The following is a 17,916-nucleotide window of genomic DNA, read 5'->3' on the forward strand; positions in this document are numbered from 1 at the left end:
GTTGAAAAAAAATTACAAAAATAATATAATAAAAGCGAGATAACGTAAATTCGAAAATGAGGTGCTATAAGTGAGGTATATTATTGGGATTGATGGTGGTGGAACAAAGACCATAGGCTATTTAGCTGATATTCATGGTGAAATATTAAGGGTATCCTTCGCTGGTCCTTCTAACTATCATTCTGTAGGAGTAGATGGAACCAAAAAAAACCTAAGTTTAGTTATAACAAAGCTTTTAGACAACTTTCATATAGGCATTGCTGATGTAAGCATTGTTTCACTAGGACTGGCGGGTATTGGAAGACAAGATGATGAAGAGATAATTAAGAGTTTATTAAAGGAACTTGATTTAGATAAAAAATCAATCTTAAATAGCGACGCACTAACTGCCTTGGTAGGTGCCCATGGAAAGCCTGAAGGAATAATTACAATATCTGGTACAGGCTCAATAAGTTTTGGGATGAATAGAGAAAAAAACATAGTAAGGGTTGGAGGTTGTGGACACATTATCGATGATGAGGGCAGTGGATATGATATTGGCAGAATGATTTTAAACTCAGTGTTTAAAGCCTATGATGGAAGAAAAGGAGAAACATTCCTTACTAATGAAGTATTGAGATTTTTAAATTATCAATCAGTAGATAGTCTCATAAAATATACATATAAGGAGTTATGGAACAAGGAGCGTATTGCTAAGCTAGCTCCATTAGCACTTGTTGGAGCTATAAAAGGGGATAAAACCTCAATTGAGATTTTAGATAAAGCTGTAGAAAGCTTAGTACTTATGACAGAGACAGTTATAAGGAAGTTAAATAATAGTGTGAGTGAATTATGTTTAATGGGTGGAGTATTTGAGAACCTTGACTATATCAGAGAGGAAGTTATTAAAAAGATAACTAAGAATAATCCACAAATAGTTGTAAAGGAGAAGCTTTGTAATGGTGGGATTGGAGCTTTGATGCTAGCATGGAAGGAGCTAGGAATAAACTATGATGTTAGAGAATTAAAAATACAGATGAAGGAAGTGGAACATGTTGGATAAGGGAATATTGACGAAAATAACACAGGGTTTAGAAACTTTTAGACCTTCAGAGAAGAAAGTTGCCCATTTTATTATAGATAATTCTAAGGAAGCAGTAGGACTCTCAATTATGGAACTGGCAGAAAAAAGTGGGACCAGTGAAGCAACTATAGTTAGATTTTGTAGAACATTAGGACTTAAAGGATATCAGGACTTTAAACTAGCTATTTCACTAGATATTTCAAGTGTCAATAATAAGAGAAAAATAATTCATGAAAAGATAAGTGAAGATGATACAGCTGAAGAAATATTTGAAAAGATATCCATAGGAAGCATAAAAGCTATAGAGGATACAAAAAAAGTGTTAAGCGCTGATTCTCTTGAAAAAGCTATAGAGGCAGTTAATAATGCAGAAAAGGTGTATTTATTCAGTGCAGGAGCATCATCTGTAGTGGCATTAGATGCACAATATAAGCTTATGAGAATCAATATCCCTGCAATTATGTATTTTGATAACCATATACAGCTTACTGCGTCAGTACACTTAACTAAAAATGATGTAGCCATAGGAATATCTAACTCAGGGAGAACTAAGGATGTAGTAGATGCATTAAAGGTTGCAAAAGACAAAGGGGCTACCACCATATGTATCACCCAATATGGACAATCACCAATACTCCAATATTCGGATATCATACTCTTCACCGCTCATGTGGAAAATAACTTTAGAAGCGGAGCTATGGCTTCTAGAATTGCTCAGTTAAATGTAATAGACAGTCTTTTCATTGGAGTAGCATGTAAGAGATATGATGAAGTAATATCTCATTTGGAGAATACAAGAGAGGCTGTTAAAAACAAGCAATATTGATTTGAGGGTAAGACTGAAAGGAGAGCACTATGATTAACGAGCTGGATAATCTTATAACAGAATCGATAAACAATAGAACCAATAACATCGATGAAAAAAGCTTGTCCGAAGTACTTAAAATTATCAACGAGGAAGACAAAAAGGTGGCTTATGCAGTAGAAAAGGAACTTCCCAATATTGAAAAAGCTGTAGAAAAAATTATCGAATCATTTAAGAAAGGTGGAAGACTTTTTTATATCGGTGCGGGGACCAGCGGCAGACTTGGGACGCTAGATGCTGCAGAATGTCCTCCTACCTTTGGTACACCTTATGAGCAGGTAGTAGGGATTATCGCAGGTGGTAGAGACGCCCTTATATGCGCCATAGAAGGAGCAGAGGATAGTATGGAACTTGGTGAAAAGGATCTTTCAGAGAGAGAATTAACTAGTGATGATGTGGTAGTAGGCATAGCAGCAAGTGGGAGAACCCCATATGTAATAGGTGCATTAAAATATGCTAAAAAGGTAGGGGCTATCACTGTTTCTCTAAGCTGTAATGAAAAGCCCCTAATTGGAGAATATGCTGATATTTCAATAACTCCAATAGTTGGCCCTGAGATAATTACAGGCTCCACTAGAATGAAGGCAGGTACTGCACAGAAGATGGTTTTAAATATGCTTTCTACAGCATCAATGATTGGTATTGGTAAGGTTTATGGGAACCTTATGGTGGATGTACAGCCTACCAATGAGAAATTAATTCAGAGAGCTAAAAGAATGGTCATGTTGGCAACTGGTGCAGATAAAGAAAAAGTAGAAAAGACATTAGAGTTATCAGGCTTTAATCCAAAGATTGCAATAGTTATGCTAAAGAAGAACTGTACTTATGAGGAAGCTACAAAGAGATTAAAAGATGGAGATGGTTTTATTCATAGAGCATTAAAATAAAAGGGGGACTCTATATGAAGAGAATACTCATGGTGTGTTCTGGAGGTATGTCAAGTGCAATTGTAGTTAAAGCAATAGAAAAGGAAGCTCAAAAACATAATATTGAGCTTGAAGTAAAAGCAGTAGGAACAGGCGAGTATGAAGATGAGGTAAAAAGGGGGTGGGATATAGTACTTGTTGCACCACAGGTAAGACATCGTTTGCCTGTTTTTGAACAGACAGCTAATGAGTTAAACATACCTATTGCAGTTATTTCTCCTCAGGGCTATAGTCCTTTAGGGGGACCGATATTGGTAGAGCAAATCAAAAAAATGATTTAAGGAGGGTAATTATGAACAAATTTTTTGAATTCATTGAAAGAGTTCTCATGCCTCCAATGACAAAGCTATCAGAGCAAAGGCATTTGAGAGCAATTCGTGATGGTATTGTTTCAACTATACCACTAATTATTGTTGGTAGCTTCTTCCTTATAGTTGCATCTCCACCAATCCCAGCATTAGCTGAACTAGTTGCACCATATGTAGGAAAGATACTATTCCCATTTAGACTTACAGTAGGACTTATGTCATTATATGCTTCATATGGAATTGGTTATAGTTTGTCGAAATCATACAAGCTAGATGGAATATCAGGTGGTATTCTAGCAATGGCTGCATTTTTACTTAGTGTGATTCCACTAAATGTGGAGGGAACTGGATGGGTACTTCCTATGGATAACCTAGGTGGTGCAGGAATGTTTGTAGCAATTATCATGGCAATATTTGCAGTTGAAGTCATGAGATTTTTACAGAAGAGAAACATTATGGTTCGTATGCCCGAAGGAGTACCTGAATCAGTAGCTAGATCATTTGAAGCTTTAATACCAGCAGCAGTTGTACTGGTTGTGGTATGGGTAGTTAGAGATATGTTAGACTTTGACATACATGCTTTTATTATGGGAATATTTAAACCTTTAGTTTATGCAGCAAATACATTACCAGGAGTTTTAGTACCAGTATTTTTAATTACATTACTTTGGGCTTCAGGAATACACGGTGTATCTGTAGTTGGCTCAGTTGCAAGACCAGTTTGGCTAGTCCTATTAGAAGAAAATATGGCTGCTGCTGCAAGTGGTACTGCAGTACTTCCAAATATCGGACCAGAGCCTTTCTTCCAATGGTTTATTTGGATAGGCGGTTCAGGAGCTACTCTAGGGTTAGTAATTTTACTATTATTTTCAAAATCTAAATATTTGAAGCAGCTTGGAAGAGCTAGTTTATTACCTGGAATATGTAATATAAATGAGCCTATAATATTTGGTGCCCCTATTATGCTTAATCCAGTACTTGCTATTCCATTCATTATAGGACCAATAATAACTACTATTATTACTTATGCTGCAATGTACTTCAACATAGTGGCACGTCCATCTGTGCTTCCTCCATGGACTCTCCCTGCGCCAATCGGTGCGTATTTAGCAACAGGTGGAGATTGGAAGGCATTTGTATTGGTAGTTATAAATATTTTAATAATGACTGCAGTTTACTATCCATTCTTCAAAGTTTATGAAAAGAAAATGGTACAAGAAGAACAGGGAGCAGAAGAGGCGATAGCTGAATAGATTAATAGATAAAGCATCAGCAGCTGCTGGTGCTTTTCTGAAAGTATAGGAGTTTATCTTATTTTTCAGAAGATAATATGTAGGAGGTACATTATGACAATTGAAGAAATAGTATTTCAAATAATAATTCATGCAGGTAATGCAAGATCAAAGGCATTTGATGCTCTGAAAAATGCACAGGAAGGCAGATTCCAAGAAGCAGAAGAATTTTTAAAAGATGCTCATGAAGAAATAGGAGCAGCTCATAGAATACAGACTGATATAATTCAGAAGGAAGCTGGTGGGCAAAAAGTAGATATCACTGTACTTTTTGTTCATGCTCAGGACCATTTAATGACAGCTATTTCTGAAAAAGACCTTATTGAGAACATGATTCAACTTTACAAGCGTATTGAAAAACTAGAAAAGGGGGATTAGGTCAATGAAAGGGCTCAAAATTGCTGTTATTGGAGGTGGTAGCAGTTACACCCCAGAGCTAATAGATGGAGTTATTAAAAGGACGCAGGAATTACCTGTAAGACAAATATATCTTGTAGATATTGAGGAAGGAAAAAATAAGCTAAAGATAGTGGGTAATTTGGTTAAGCGAATGATAAAGAAGACAGGCTTAGATATAGATGTAAATCTTACACTTAAGAGGGCTGAAGCAATTAAAGATGCTGACTTTGTATTGACTCAGTTACGAGTAGGAGGGTTAGCAGCAAGAGCAAGAGATGAGCATATACCACTTAAGTATGATGTATTAGGACAGGAAACTACTGGTGCAGGAGGCTTTGCCAAGGCCATGAGAACTATTCCAGTACTCCTAGACATATGTAAGGATATCGAAGAACTTGCCCCAAATGCATGGCTTATTAACTTTACAAATCCTGCTGGGCTTATTACTGAGACAATACTTAGATATACAAAAGTAAAAGCAATAGGACTTTGCAATGTACCTATACATATGGTGAAAAACACCGCTAAGCTTTTAGAGGTAGATAGCAGCAGATTACAAATAGAGTTTGTAGGATTAAACCATTTAGTTTGGGGAAGGAAGGTTTACTTAGATGGCAAAGATGTCACTATGGAGGTTATAGATAAATTATGTGATGGGGCATCCTTGACTATGAAGAATATTCCAGACCTAAATTGGGATTCAAATTATCTAAAAGCACTATCCATGATACCATGTCCATATCATAGGTATTTCTATATGACTGATGAATTAATCGCTAAAATGAAAAAAGAACTAGAATCAGGTGAAGGTACTAGGGCAGATCAAGTTCTAAAGGTTGAGGAGGAGCTTTTTGAAATGTATGCTGATGAATCATTAGATACTAAGCCTACTCAATTAGAGAAAAGAGGAGGGGCCTACTATTCAGATGCAGCAGTATCTTTAATAAGTGCTATATACAACAATAAGAAAGAAATTCACACCGTAAATGTTAGAAATAATGGAGCTATTCTAAATCAGCCTGATGATGTAGTGGTAGAAATAAATGCAGTTATAGATAGCAACGGAGCCCATCCTATGACTGTAGGAAAGCTTCCACCTGAAATCAATGGTCTTGTAAGCAGCGTAAAAGCTTATGAATTGTTATCAGTAGAAGCAGGGGTTACAGGGGATTATAATATTGCTCTCAAGGCTTTAGCTGCTCATCCATTGGTACCATCTGTGAAGATTGCTAAGTTACTATTGGATGATATCATTAAAGAGAACAAGGAATATCTTCCGCAATTCGAATAAATATCCAGAGGTGAAAAGGTTGAAGAAACTTATAATAAATGCAGATGATTTTGGTCTTACTGATGGCTGTAATTATGGAATTATATATGCCATGAAACTAGGTGTAGTGACTAGTACCTCTATAATGATAAATATGCCTAAAGCCAGTGATGCCATAAAATTAGCAAAGGATAATGGAATTGAGGGAATTGGCTTACATTTAACACTAACCTGCGGGGAGCCAGTATCGCCTAAGGAGGAAGTTCCTTCTTTAATAAATAAGAGAGGGTATTTCTATAAAAGAAGGGCTGAGTTGTTTCCGGTTATGAACCTTAATGAAGCAGAAAAAGAGCTAAGAAATCAAATTTTAGAGTTTAAAAAGTATGATATTAAATTAAGCCATTTAGACAGTCATCACCATATTCACATGTATGATGGAGTTAGAGAAATAGTTGCTAATCTGGCGAAGGAGTATAATTTGCCATTAAGACAGCCCAACCTAGAGACAAAAGAACTATTAATAGAACTTGGAGTACAAACAACAGACTCTTTCTCAATGGGCTTTTATGATGAAAAGGCAAATATTAATGAGCTTATAGATATTATAGACCAAATTCCGGATGGCTCTATTGAGATAATGACACATCCAGCAATAGTAGATAGAGAGCTTTATGATTATAGTAGCTACAATAAACAGAGGCTAGATGAACTAAAAGTACTGACTAGTAAAGAATTAAAAGATTGGATTGAAGCTAATAATATTAAGCTAATTACTTATGGGGATTTGGGGACGGCATAGATGAATAGGTTAATCAATCTTATGAATAAAAACCGAAAACTTGTAGCTGGTCTCATGTCAGGAACCTCTGTAGATGGTATAGATTGTGCAATAGTTGAGATAGAGGGGAATGGCTTAGATACGCAAGTGAAGCTACTAAAATATCATAATCATGAAATATCTAAGGACTTACGTGATAATATACTGTTAGCTTGCTCGCGAGAGCATTCTAATGTAGAGCTTATTTGCAGATTGAATTTCCAGATGGGTGAAGAGCTTGCCAAGGCAGTGCTGGAAACCTGTGAACTTGCAGGCTTGGATATTTCAAGTATAGATCTAATTGGTTCACACGGTCAGACTATTTACCATATTCCACAAAATAGCACTCTGCAAATAGGTGAGCCTAGTGTAATTGTAGAAAGAACAGGTGTAGTGACTATAGCAGATTTTAGGGTAAGGGACGTGGCAGTAGGAGGACATGGTGCACCTTTAGTTCCATATACAGAATATCTCCTTTATAGAAGCAATGAAAAATCAATAGTTCTTCAAAATATTGGAGGTATAGGAAATGTGACAGTTATACCAAAAGGCTCTACAATAAATGAAGTATTTGCCTTTGACACAGGACCTGGAAACATGATTATAGATGCTATAGTAAATATGATAACTATGGGAAGGCTTAAATATGACTATAATGGGGACATGGCTTCTAAAGGGAGTGTTAATAAAGAACTTATAGAAGAGCTTATGAGACATCCCTATATAAGAAAGAGTCCTCCTAAAACAACTGGAAGAGAAGAGTTTGGACTTGATTTTAGTAGAGACATATATAAGAGATATAAGGGAAAGGGGCTAAGTGATGAAGACATATTAGCTTCTGTAACTTACTTTACTGTTTGTTCAATTGCAGATAGCTACAGAAAGTGGATAATTCCACAGTATAGTATTGATGAAGTAATAATTGGTGGTGGAGGAAGCTACAACCCTTTACTAGTAAACATGATTAGAGAAGAGTTAAAGCTTACAGTAAAGACTAATGAAGATATTGGATTGTCAAGTGATGCAAAAGAAGCTATAGCTTTTGCCATTCTTGCAAATGAGGCTATACATGGTAATCCTAGTAATTTACTTAGGGTTACAGGAGCGAGTAAACCTGTAGTGCTAGGAAAAATAGTATATTAGTAAATAAAGAAAAAGCGGGGGGGAAGTTCCGCTTTTCTTTAATGAAAGCCTATATTTCCAATTGTTTTACAATATCTTTCTACTTTTTTTAATATATAGCGACCAAGAACTATGCCTATAATCATAAAGGCTACAAGTATCAGCTGTTCTATATGAATAGGAAGCAGTGTGTTTGTTCCTAGCATTATTCCTCTTATTGCATCAAAGCCATATGTTAAAGGAAGTGCAAGAGATACTGTTAAAATAAGCCTAGGAAGTATAACTACTGGGAAATCACTTCCACATATTGTATTGATAAGAAAATTAGAAATATCTATAATATTGTTAGCATTATTAGTAACTAAAACTAAAGAGGCAATTCCAAAGCCTAAGCCGTATAGGGCTATTATTAGAGGAATTAGAGTTACTATAGCTGGAAGTATTCCACTGGCAATTATATTAAAACCAAACAAAATCCATACAAGAAATGCCACTGACAGAGAGTTTAATGTAGTAATAAAAAGTGAGAAAATAGATCTGCCAATGAGCTGCACCCACAATGGAATTGGAGTTAACCAGTTTGATTCTATGACTCCTGAATCCATTTCGTTCTTAAGTGAAAAGCCCATACCCCAAAGTACAGCGCTTACGAAGCTGCCTACAATGCTGCCTAGTATAAGGAATGCCATGTAGTCAGTGGTTCCAGTATATTGTCCAAAGCCTACATTTTCTCCTCCTATTTGAAAGGACTTTGCTAAGAAATATACTGGGGTTATCCACATAATAGGCTCAACTATCCTAAATAGTGCATTTACAGGATATCTAAAAAAGATTTTGATATCCTTCTTAGTAATAGCTAATATAGCCGTAATATAATTTTTATATTTACTAAAATCCATAGAGAATACTCCTTTCAAATATTAGTAGTGGCCTAAAGAACCTGTATCCCTTACTTTTTTTTGAGTAAATAAAAATGCTAGTATTCCTGCTGACATTAAAATAATTCCAAATATTATTAAGGCAAATATATCTGATTTTATATCGTTTATGCTAGAACCAGAAGATACCACTGCCCTGAGAGCTTTTATGCTGTAGGTTAAAGGTATCATGTTAGACACTTTGGACATCCAATTTGGGAGTACAGCAATTGGGTATGTTATTCCGCAAAATATAGACATTATTCCTCTAACTAGAAAAACCATTGAATTAGCCTCTTTTGCCCACATTACTAGACTTGCAAATATAAACCCAATTCCGTAGATTGGTGGTATAGATAGTAGGATTACTAAAAGTGCTAATAGAGGATTTCCTACAAAATCAAAATTATATATAAGTTTAAACTCTAAAACAGCAACTATAATATAGACTAGGCTTACTACTAGTTGAGAAACTGAGTATCCTAGTAAGAGACTTATTTTAGGAACTGGACAAAGCCAGTTTGATTCAAGGGTACCCCTCATCTGTTCTTGTCTAAGACTTCCGCCAAAGGACCAAAGCATCATATTGATCCACATCCACATGGTAGTTCCTATTATCATATATGTTGTAAAATCGGAGGTACCTGCATTTGCTGCAAATACTTCAAGTGATTTTCCACTGGTTCCTGACAATGCTTTTGCTGTAAATATATATCCAAAAGGAAATAATACGGGCCATATTAATAAGGAAATAAACCATGATGGATACCTAAACATTATTTTCATTTCCCTTTTAAAGATATACAATATGGCAGTAAATATGGAAGGTTTTGCTTCAAGGGTTATACTATTGTATCTTTTAGTTACAGCGTCCATTTCTTCACCACCTATTCTCTAAGAGATTTGCCTGTTAAACTTATGAATACATCTTCAAGAGTTGGCTCTTTTGTACTAAAGTTATTGATTTTTGTACCGTAAGAAGTTATGGAAGAAATTATGCTGCTAATAGTATCGTGACCATTTTGGATATGGGCTTTAACCTCCCATTTTTGTGTTGCATCATTAAATTTTGAGTTTACTTTCTCAACGGATTTTATATTTTTAATAGTGTTTGACATATCTTCATTCCAACTATTTAGTTCAAGCACTACTACATTAGTTTTATTAAGGCTTTTCTTTAAGTTTTGGGGAGTGTCTAGAGCTATTATTTTGCCATGGTCAATTATAGCTATTCTATCACTAAGTTGGTCTGCTTCTTCCATATAGTGAGTAGTCAAAAGAATAGTTCTTCCTTCTTCTTTAATTTCCAATATAAGTTCTCTTAGATTTCTAGCGGATTGAGGGTCTAGTCCTGAGGTTGGCTCGTCAAGTATAACTATAGATGGTTCTGCTATTAGTGCTTTTGCTAGAGCTACTCTTTGCTTCATACCTGTTGAATATTTTTCTACAGTTTCGTCTGCTCTTTTATCTAAACTAAATCTTTTAAGTAAAGCTTCAACCTTATTATCAGCAGCCTTTCCTGTAATACCGTTCATAGCTGCAAAGTATTTGAGATTTTCTCTTCCTGTTAGCTTCCAGTATGTGCTTCGCTCACCTGCTAATACTGTTCCTAGATTTTTCAATGCTTCTAATGGCTTTCTACTTACGTCTATACCATTTACTTTTACAGTACCAGATGTTGGTCTTAATAATGTAGAAATCATTTTTATGGTAGTGGTTTTACCTGCACCATTAGGTCCTAGAAAACCAAATATTTCGCCTTTTTTAACATTGAAGTTAATATTATCAACTGCTAGGAAAATTTCCTTATCTTCTTTACTTTTCTTCCAGAAAGACTGTTTTTTCTTTTTAACTTCAAATTCTTTTGTAAGGTGAGTTACTTCAATAGCATACTCTGACATCTTCACATCCTCCTAAATTTATTAATGATTCCATATGTTGGTTTAGATTAATGATAAACTAAATAATTAATAATGTCAATAAGAAAATTAAAAAAATTAATATTTTTATTAAAAACATTAATTTAAGTATTAAAATTAATTTGAAATTAGTATTTTATTAATTAACATAGTTGATAATTATATTAAATTATGATGTCTAATTTTATTGAAAGCTAAATCTTGTATACTCATCAAATTAACATTTCATATACAGATATAAATGATGATGATAATAATGCAGTATTTTTTTAAATTTTTTCGTCCAATAATTAATAGGACAAGTAGATGAAAATTTTTGCAACATAAATCAACGAAGATTATAATGATAATAAAAAGCATTTTACAAAATGCTCTATAATATCTATAATAATAGTACATGGCAATATATTGATAAGGAAGATGATAATGAAGTTTTTGAGAAGACTTATTGCTTTTAGTGATATCAGAATTTTTCATATATGCAATACTAAGCTGAGCTGTAAGGCTTTAGATATAATAATGCCTCGAATAACTGATTTAGGAAGCTTTATTTTTTCAGGACTTATGCCTTTAATATTGATAGTATTAAATATTGGAAGGACTAGGGCTTTAGGGATAGAAATGTTAGCAGCATTATCTTTTAGCCAGGTTTTTGTTCAGATATTAAAAAGATCTTTGACTAGAGAGAGGCCCTACAATATTTTAGAAGATATAAGGTCTTTTGATATATCATTAAAGGACTACTCATTTCCTTCGGGGCATACAACAGCTAGTTTTTCTATGGCTACAATATTAGTCTATTATTTACCTCAGTTTATGATTGTATTTATGTTACTTGCTTTATTAGTTGGTTTTTCAAGGATATATTTAGCTGTACATTATCCTTCTGATGTAATAGTAGGGATAATATTAGGAGTAACATCATCTATTATTACACACGCATATTTTATAAATAATATATATAGGTAAGCCCAGGGGTAAGCCCAGGGACGGGGTAGCTGCTTCAACTTTTATATGATATTTGATACTGAGACAGTACAGACTGAAGAAGTCTGTACTGTTTTTGCATACATAAGGCTATTTAAAAAACTCTCTTAAATCAGTTTATATATATTGACATCAATAATTAAAGGTAGTATACTATAACTGAACATATGAGCACTTATTCATATGTCTGAATACATTAGTATTAGATACATAACAGAATAGGGGGATTGATTCTATGAGAAAGGATATTGTATTAGAAGGCTTAAACTGTGCAAATTGTGCCGCAAAGATAGAAAACAAAGTAAATAACATGGAAGAAATAGAAAGTGCAAGTTTTAGCTTTGCTACTAAGATTCTGTCAATAGAATATAGCGAAAATCATGGGTTTGATAATATATTAAATAAGATAAAAAAAATAGTAAATACACTGGAGCCTGATGTGATTGTAAAAGTTGGAGATAAGCTAGATGGACATGGAATACATGGTCATAGTCACGGCAAAAGTGAATGCTGCGGTCACGATCATATTCATGGACACAGCCATGAACATAGTCATGGACATAACCATGGAGAAGGCGAGCGTGGACTACTAAACAAGAAAACTCTAAAACTTGGGATAGGTGCAGTGTTGTTTTTTGGAAGTTTTTTGTTTGATAAGAATATAAACATACAGTTACCATTATATATAATAAGCTACTTTCTAATAGGGGGAGATGTACTTCTTAGAGCAGTTAGAAATATAATAAGAGGTCAGGTATTTGATGAAAACTTTTTAATGGCACTTGCAACAGTGGGAGCATTTGCTGTTAAAGAATATCCAGAGGCAGTATCAGTTATGCTATTTTATCAAATAGGAGAGATATTCCAAGATATTGCAGTTGAGCGTTCTAGAAAATCTATTAAATCACTTCTAAATATTAGACCAGACCATGCTAATCTAAAAACTGATGAAGGCTTAGTAGTTGTGAAGCCAGAGGCAGTTAATGTAGGAGACTATATAGTAGTTAAACCTGGGGAGAGGGTGGCCCTAGATGGAGTTGTTGTTGAAGGAGAATCAATGGTAGATACTTCTGCACTCACAGGAGAATCAGTACCTAGAAAAATAAAAACAGGCGATAATATATTAAGTGGATTTGTCAATAATAGTGGGCTACTAACTGTAGAGGTAAAGAAAAAGTTTAATGAATCTACAGTTTCTAGAATACTAGACTTAGTTCAAAATGCTAGCAGTAAAAAGGCACCAACAGAGAACTTTATTACTAAGTTTGCAAGATACTATACCCCAATTGTAGTTATTGGAGCAGCACTAGTAGCTATTATACCTCCTATAATTACTGGGGATGCCTTTTCAGAATGGATTTATAGAGCTCTAATATTTTTAGTAATATCCTGTCCATGTGCTTTAGTTATATCGATTCCACTAGGATTTTTTGGTGGAATAGGTGGGGCTTCTAAATCAGGGATACTGGTTAAGGGTGGAAATTATCTAGAGGCATTAAATGAAGTTGATACAGTTGTGTTTGATAAGACAGGAACACTGACTAAGGGAATATTTAAGGTTTCAGAAATTAAAGTATATAATGGTTTTACAAAAGAAGAAGTATTAAGAGCTGCTGCATTTGCAGAGGTCCATTCAAACCATCCAATTGCGAAATCAATCATTGAAGAATTTAATGGGGAAATTGATGAAAGCCTAATTGAAAACTATGAGGAAATATCAGGACATGGTATAAAAGCAAAGGTAAATGGTAGATTTGTTTTAGCAGGAAACTTAAAGTTGCTAAAAAGGGAAGGCGTAAAAGCTACTTTAGTCAATCAATCAGGAACTATAGTCTATATATCTATAGATGGTAAATTTGCAGGAAGCATAGTTATTTCAGATATGTTAAAGGAAGATTCAGTAAAAGCTATAGAAAGCTTAAGAAATCAAGGAGTTAAAAAGCTTATTATGCTGACAGGTGATCTAGATAATGTGGCAAGGCAGGTAGCAAAAGAGCTTAACCTTGATGAATACTACTCAGAGCTATTACCTGAAGATAAGGTAAATATATTAGAAAAAATTGCTGAGGAAAAGGGTAGTAAAGGTAAGCTAATATTCGTAGGAGACGGTATAAATGATGCACCAGTTCTAGCAAGGGCAGATATAGGAGTTGCTATGGGAGGACTAGGCTCAGATGCAGCCATAGAAGCAGCAGATGTGGTACTGATGACAGATGAACCTTCAAAGCTTTCACAGGCTATATCTATAGCTAAATATACAAAGAAAATAGTAATTCAAAATATAATCTTAGCCCTAGGAGTCAAAGGTATAGTTTTGGTACTAGGAGCCTTCGGAGTAGCTACTATGTGGGAAGCGGTATTTGCAGATGTAGGTGTTGCACTACTAGCAGTGCTTAACTCTATGAGGGTTTTGAAAACTAAATAAAGATTAGGAAAACAGTTCAGACTAAAAAGTTTGAGCTGTTTTTGTCAGGCTCTTTGTCAATAGTTGGGGTGGGATTTTCTTTGGTAGAAGCAAGGGTAGAAGCAAGGGTAGAAGCAAGGGGACGGGGTTAGTGCTTCAAGGTACACAGATATTGTCTAATCAATCGAATTTTCTATTTTATGGTTAGAAAAAGCAGAATGAAGAGAAATTTCATTCTGCTTTAATTGTGTGCGCCCAGCATGGGAGTAAACTAGTCGGTGAAAGTCCGATACGGGGGTTGATAGTGCCAACCGTTAGCTTAAGACAAGGGTGTTCATCGTGAGGTGGAATTTGAAGGAAGTCGGCGGCAAAACTCCGGTCTGAGGTACACGAATCACATTCGAGGCTTAACCCTGTGGATGAGGTTGCGCAACAAACCAAAGTCCTAAACTATCCGAAACAGGGAAAGTAAATGTGGCAGATATATGGAGTGAAAGTTTACGTTCTTACCTGGAGAGGTCTGATAGAACAGTATGAAAAATTCAGACTGTCTTAATGAACTGCCGTATACCGAATGGTACGTACGGTGGTGTGAGAGGACGGTAATTAAAATAATTAATTACCTCCTACTCGACTGTTTATGCCAAAAAAACGACCACTTATGCCAAATGGATTGTAATAAAAATAGAGTTATGATATTTTTGAATTACATTTAAGATGTTCAATTATAATTTTAGTTACAAATAAAATGTTTATGTACATCAGATCCTATTTTGAATAGTAAAACTCCCAAATAATCAAATAAAGAAATTGTAATTGATTAAAGATTATAAATCTATTGTACCTAGTACTAAAATCCGGAGGGTACTTTTGATTTATGATAAAAATCATTTAAAGAGGGAGGGAAATTAAAAGAATACATTTTATCATTAATAGTAGATTTATTCACAAGCACTATGGCATTTTTAGAAAGTCCAATTAATAATGGTAAATATTATTATGTGATAGGAGAGGATAAAATGCTTAAGAAAACTAGTAGTATGTTTTTGATTGTGATGTTAATATCAATATGTGTAGTTGCTTATGCTGGTACAGATTATGATAGCAAGTCAACAGTTTATGGATTGTTAGAGGGAGAACTTTCTGTGCATCGTGGTTGGGATAATGCTGCAGCGTTTGCGTGTACTTCAGTAGAGACTGAAGCACCTTATGTAGTGTCTAAAGTGGAAATTCTAAGAAGAGCTACAGGTAGTAGGCTTGACTATGGTTCCAATACGGAAAGAAATGCTACTTATAGTGAAGCTGAGGCATATACAACTGCTGAATATGATATTACAACTTATGGAACACATGAAGTAAGAGGAAAAAGTAGTTATGCTGTTTACACTAGAACATTTGATTGATAATTCTCAGAATAATCTAAATATCTAATACTATATGGAGGCTGGATAATTTCAGCCTCTTCTCTCAGAGTTTAAAAGTAAAATATTATTACATATAGCTTATATTGGTATAGTGAGAAATGATTTAGTAAATATGAAAGGAGGATTTAAGTGAACAAGAGAAGAGTTGCAGGAATAGTTATATTGATAGTGGTTTGTGCAAGTATACTTACAGGCTGTACTAAGAATAAGAAAACTGATGAAAAAGAGACTCTGGATTCTGTTTCGTCCCACAATGTTGAGAATCCTTTTGAACTAAGTGAAGATGATGAAAGCATTTCTTCTATACTCACTGTTGCCAGCTATGGATATGGTATATTAGATAGAAAGGAAAGATATGTTTACGAAGGAAATCTGATGGAAATCCCGATAGAAGTGAATAATCGGGAAGATTCTATTGAAGTAGGAATAATGATCTTTATTGATGGGATACCACAAAGATTTTCATTTAAAGAGGATGAAAAACTCCTGGAGGAATATGTAAAGGCTATTGAGTTGCCTAAAAAAAGTAAAGTCATTAAAACTGCTGTGTTTACTCCTACAGTGGGGAAAAAAGGTGATGTATTAAAACTACATGTAACATCTTTACTTAATCCATCATATATTCCAGAAGGGGAAAGTAGGAGCTTTAATGTCAATCATAGTTTATTAGACATTTTGCCAGTTGAACTAGAGTATAAAGCAGATTCTAAAAGTCTAGATTACAAGGAAAATTTTATAGAGAGCATTATTATGAGTGAAGAAGCAAGGAGTGATCTTCAAATTCGTGAGGAACCCTTTAATGACATACAATTACATGATGATAATGCAGGTAGATATAATAGTTTACCTTGTATCCCCTATATAGAAGGAAGCGATTTGAATCTGAAGATATCTGCTTATGGAGTAGATACATGTAAATATAGAACAACCATATTTGTAAATCATTTACCTATTAAAACATTATATTCTAATGACTATTATGATTATTATGATGTATCAGTCCAAAAGGACTATTTGGCTAGGATAGACTTCACAATTAATCATGATGAAATATCAGAAAAAAATAACTTCATATATGCTATATCTGTTCCGTTGAAAGAAGACGCAAATGTAAATGGATGCTTAAAGACTAGCACAAAACTATTGTTGCCTAAAGAGGAAGTAGAATTACTTTTAAATAAAGATAAAAAGTTAGAAGAACAAAAAATTAAAGAAGAGCAAGAAACTCACAAAGAAAATATCTCTTCTGAAGAAAGTTATGATTCTAGTTTATTTTCATTTATAGGAATTAGCAAAGACAATATTCTATATGGTTTATCAAAAAGTAATGAAGTTGTATCTATAGATATTACAGCAGAACAAATAATAGGTAGACTGTCATTAGAAGAACAAAATCTGAATTTGATTAATTATAGTATTTTGGATAATGGAATTGCTATTGCAAGCTATGAAAATAAAAAACCATCTTGTAGATTTTATGATTCAAGCATGAATTTAAAAAAGACTGTTGATATAGAGTCACTTCTTTCTAGTGAAAAGCCACTACAAATAAGAGATTTTTGGGTGTCGAGAGATGGAGAAAGATTCATATATACAGATGACAATGATAAGTCTTTGTATACATGTAAAGTTGACTTGACAGATATAAAAATAATCAAGGAGATGGAAGTAGACGATAGAGGGCCGAGTGGATTGGGGTTGACAGCTTATGGGGATGGAATCATTGGTTTTAGGACAAGCAAAGAAATCGATAATAAGAGGATTAACTTTGTAGGGACAATAAATGAAGATGGTACAGGCTATGAAGCTCATAAATTGACAGAAGGTATTGAACAACAAATAGGTGGAACACAAATAAGTAAGAATACCGTACTATGGCATGATGTGAATGTTGTGGACTTAGATACATCCTCAGGAATTGTTTTAGTAAAGTATAATGACGAGTTGAAAAAAATTAAAGTTGAAGATAGAGCAGAAAGCAATCATGTTATTTTGTCTAATGATGGCAAAAATTTTGCTACTTATTTAGTTAATAGCAACAAGTCAACAGCAGTCATTAAGGTATATGATATATCAGAGGAAAAAGTTCTATTTCAAATAGAAGAAAATTTAATTGAAGGGACAAGTAAGGTTGAAATTGCATTGACTACTGACACATTAGTTGTTCTATGCGGAGAAGGAATAAAAAAATATACCTATTAAA

The 17,916-nt window shown here is 34.2% G+C and carries 16 protein-coding genes; 13 read left to right on the forward strand and 3 right to left on the reverse strand.

The features are described 5' to 3' along the window. Positions 1–70 precede the first annotated feature (70 nt). From DW1_RS03850 to anmK, 9 genes are all read left to right on the forward strand, one after another. Positions 71–1,042: an N-acetylglucosamine kinase gene (locus tag DW1_RS03850; RefSeq protein ID WP_074349324.1), complete on the forward strand. Its 972-nt coding sequence runs from the start codon at positions 71–73 to the stop codon at positions 1,040–1,042. After that, positions 1,032–1,889 (forward strand): MurR/RpiR family transcriptional regulator, encoded by an 858-nt coding sequence (locus tag DW1_RS03855; RefSeq protein WP_074349325.1) that lies wholly within the window; start codon positions 1,032–1,034, stop codon positions 1,887–1,889. Before DW1_RS03850 ends, DW1_RS03855 begins: the two co-directional genes overlap by 11 nt. A gap of 29 nt (positions 1,890–1,918) precedes the next feature. Next, positions 1,919–2,815: an N-acetylmuramic acid 6-phosphate etherase gene (murQ, locus tag DW1_RS03860; protein ID WP_074349326.1), complete on the forward strand. Its 897-nt coding sequence runs from the start codon at positions 1,919–1,921 to the stop codon at positions 2,813–2,815. Between the two features lie 14 nt (positions 2,816–2,829). Continuing rightward, the gene (locus tag DW1_RS03865) at positions 2,830–3,135 is read left to right on the forward strand and encodes a PTS sugar transporter subunit IIB (RefSeq protein WP_074349327.1); all 306 of its coding nucleotides are present in this window, start codon (positions 2,830–2,832) and stop codon (positions 3,133–3,135) included. 11 nt (positions 3,136–3,146) lie between these two features. Beyond that, a complete protein-coding gene (locus DW1_RS03870) occupies positions 3,147–4,415 on the forward strand; it encodes a PTS sugar transporter subunit IIC (protein WP_074349328.1) in 1,269 nt (422 codons plus the stop codon). A 93-nt stretch (positions 4,416–4,508) separates the two neighbouring features. Beyond that, positions 4,509–4,832, forward strand: a complete 324-nt coding sequence (locus DW1_RS03875) for a PTS lactose/cellobiose transporter subunit IIA (RefSeq protein ID WP_074349329.1) — start codon at positions 4,509–4,511, stop codon at positions 4,830–4,832. Between the two features lie 4 nt (positions 4,833–4,836). Then, entirely contained in the window at positions 4,837–6,144 is a 1,308-nt protein-coding gene (locus DW1_RS03880) for a 6-phospho-beta-glucosidase (RefSeq protein WP_074349330.1), read from the forward strand. A 19-nt stretch (positions 6,145–6,163) separates the two neighbouring features. Continuing rightward, the gene (gene chbG, locus DW1_RS03885; protein ID WP_074349331.1) at positions 6,164–6,922 is read left to right on the forward strand and encodes a chitin disaccharide deacetylase; all 759 of its coding nucleotides are present in this window, start codon (positions 6,164–6,166) and stop codon (positions 6,920–6,922) included. Further along, positions 6,923–8,083 carry an anhydro-N-acetylmuramic acid kinase AnmK gene (anmK, locus tag DW1_RS03890; RefSeq protein WP_074349332.1) on the forward strand — a complete coding sequence of 387 codons (1,161 nt, stop codon included), beginning with the start codon at positions 6,923–6,925 and terminating at the stop codon, positions 8,081–8,083. A gap of 38 nt (positions 8,084–8,121) precedes the next feature. Here the strand turns inward: anmK and DW1_RS03895 are convergent, their stop codons facing one another. The 3 genes from DW1_RS03895 to DW1_RS03905 are packed head-to-tail and all read right to left on the reverse strand — an operon-like array spanning position 8,122 to position 10,880. Beyond that, positions 8,122–8,961, reverse strand: coding sequence for an ABC transporter permease (locus DW1_RS03895; protein WP_074349333.1), 840 nt, complete (start codon positions 8,959–8,961; stop codon positions 8,122–8,124). Between the two features lie 21 nt (positions 8,962–8,982). Further along, positions 8,983–9,855 (reverse strand): ABC transporter permease, encoded by an 873-nt coding sequence (locus tag DW1_RS03900; protein WP_083605522.1) that lies wholly within the window; start codon positions 9,853–9,855, stop codon positions 8,983–8,985. An 11-nt stretch (positions 9,856–9,866) separates the two neighbouring features. After that, positions 9,867–10,880, reverse strand: coding sequence for an ABC transporter ATP-binding protein (locus DW1_RS03905; RefSeq protein ID WP_074349334.1), 1,014 nt, complete (start codon positions 10,878–10,880; stop codon positions 9,867–9,869). 444 nt (positions 10,881–11,324) lie between these two features. Between DW1_RS03905 and DW1_RS03910 the strand changes: the two genes are divergently transcribed. The 4 genes from DW1_RS03910 (at position 11,325) to DW1_RS03925 (ending at position 17,915) form a co-directional block, all read left to right on the forward strand. Continuing rightward, positions 11,325–11,867, forward strand: a complete 543-nt coding sequence (locus DW1_RS03910) for a phosphatase PAP2 family protein (RefSeq protein ID WP_074349335.1) — start codon at positions 11,325–11,327, stop codon at positions 11,865–11,867. Between the two features lie 253 nt (positions 11,868–12,120). Continuing rightward, positions 12,121–14,310 carry a heavy metal translocating P-type ATPase gene (locus tag DW1_RS03915; protein ID WP_200800464.1) on the forward strand — a complete coding sequence of 730 codons (2,190 nt, stop codon included), beginning with the start codon at positions 12,121–12,123 and terminating at the stop codon, positions 14,308–14,310. Positions 14,311–15,308: 998 nt separating this feature from the next. Then, positions 15,309–15,692 carry a hypothetical protein gene (locus DW1_RS03920; protein ID WP_074349337.1) on the forward strand — a complete coding sequence of 128 codons (384 nt, stop codon included), beginning with the start codon at positions 15,309–15,311 and terminating at the stop codon, positions 15,690–15,692. Positions 15,693–15,842: 150 nt separating this feature from the next. Next, positions 15,843–17,915, forward strand: coding sequence for a hypothetical protein (locus DW1_RS03925; protein ID WP_074349338.1), 2,073 nt, complete (start codon positions 15,843–15,845; stop codon positions 17,913–17,915). Position 17,916 lies beyond the last annotated feature (1 nt).

This window comes from Proteiniborus sp. DW1, from assembly GCF_900095305.1.
Classification (GTDB): Bacteria; Bacillota; Clostridia; order Tissierellales; family Proteiniboraceae; genus Proteiniborus.

Excerpts from the sequence above, each read along its gene's own strand:
- DW1_RS03900 (WP_083605522.1), bottom strand. The coding sequence starts at position 9,855 with ATGGACGCTGTAACTAAAAGATACAATAGTATAACCCTTGAAGCAAAA.
- DW1_RS03870 (WP_074349328.1), top strand. The coding sequence starts at position 3,147 with ATGAACAAATTTTTTGAATTCATTGAAAGAGTTCTCATGCCTCCAATG.
- DW1_RS03875 (WP_074349329.1), top strand. The coding sequence starts at position 4,509 with ATGACAATTGAAGAAATAGTATTTCAAATAATAATTCATGCAGGTAAT.
- DW1_RS03910 (WP_074349335.1), top strand. The coding sequence starts at position 11,325 with ATGAAGTTTTTGAGAAGACTTATTGCTTTTAGTGATATCAGAATTTTT.
- DW1_RS03855 (WP_074349325.1), top strand. The coding sequence starts at position 1,032 with ATGTTGGATAAGGGAATATTGACGAAAATAACACAGGGTTTAGAAACT.
- DW1_RS03915 (WP_200800464.1), top strand. The coding sequence starts at position 12,121 with ATGAGAAAGGATATTGTATTAGAAGGCTTAAACTGTGCAAATTGTGCC.
- DW1_RS03895 (WP_074349333.1), bottom strand. The coding sequence starts at position 8,961 with ATGGATTTTAGTAAATATAAAAATTATATTACGGCTATATTAGCTATT.
- DW1_RS03880 (WP_074349330.1), top strand. The coding sequence starts at position 4,837 with ATGAAAGGGCTCAAAATTGCTGTTATTGGAGGTGGTAGCAGTTACACC.
- murQ (WP_074349326.1), top strand. The coding sequence starts at position 1,919 with ATGATTAACGAGCTGGATAATCTTATAACAGAATCGATAAACAATAGA.
- DW1_RS03920 (WP_074349337.1), top strand. The coding sequence starts at position 15,309 with ATGCTTAAGAAAACTAGTAGTATGTTTTTGATTGTGATGTTAATATCA.
- anmK (WP_074349332.1), top strand. The coding sequence starts at position 6,923 with ATGAATAGGTTAATCAATCTTATGAATAAAAACCGAAAACTTGTAGCT.
- DW1_RS03865 (WP_074349327.1), top strand. The coding sequence starts at position 2,830 with ATGAAGAGAATACTCATGGTGTGTTCTGGAGGTATGTCAAGTGCAATT.
- DW1_RS03905 (WP_074349334.1), bottom strand. The coding sequence starts at position 10,880 with ATGTCAGAGTATGCTATTGAAGTAACTCACCTTACAAAAGAATTTGAA.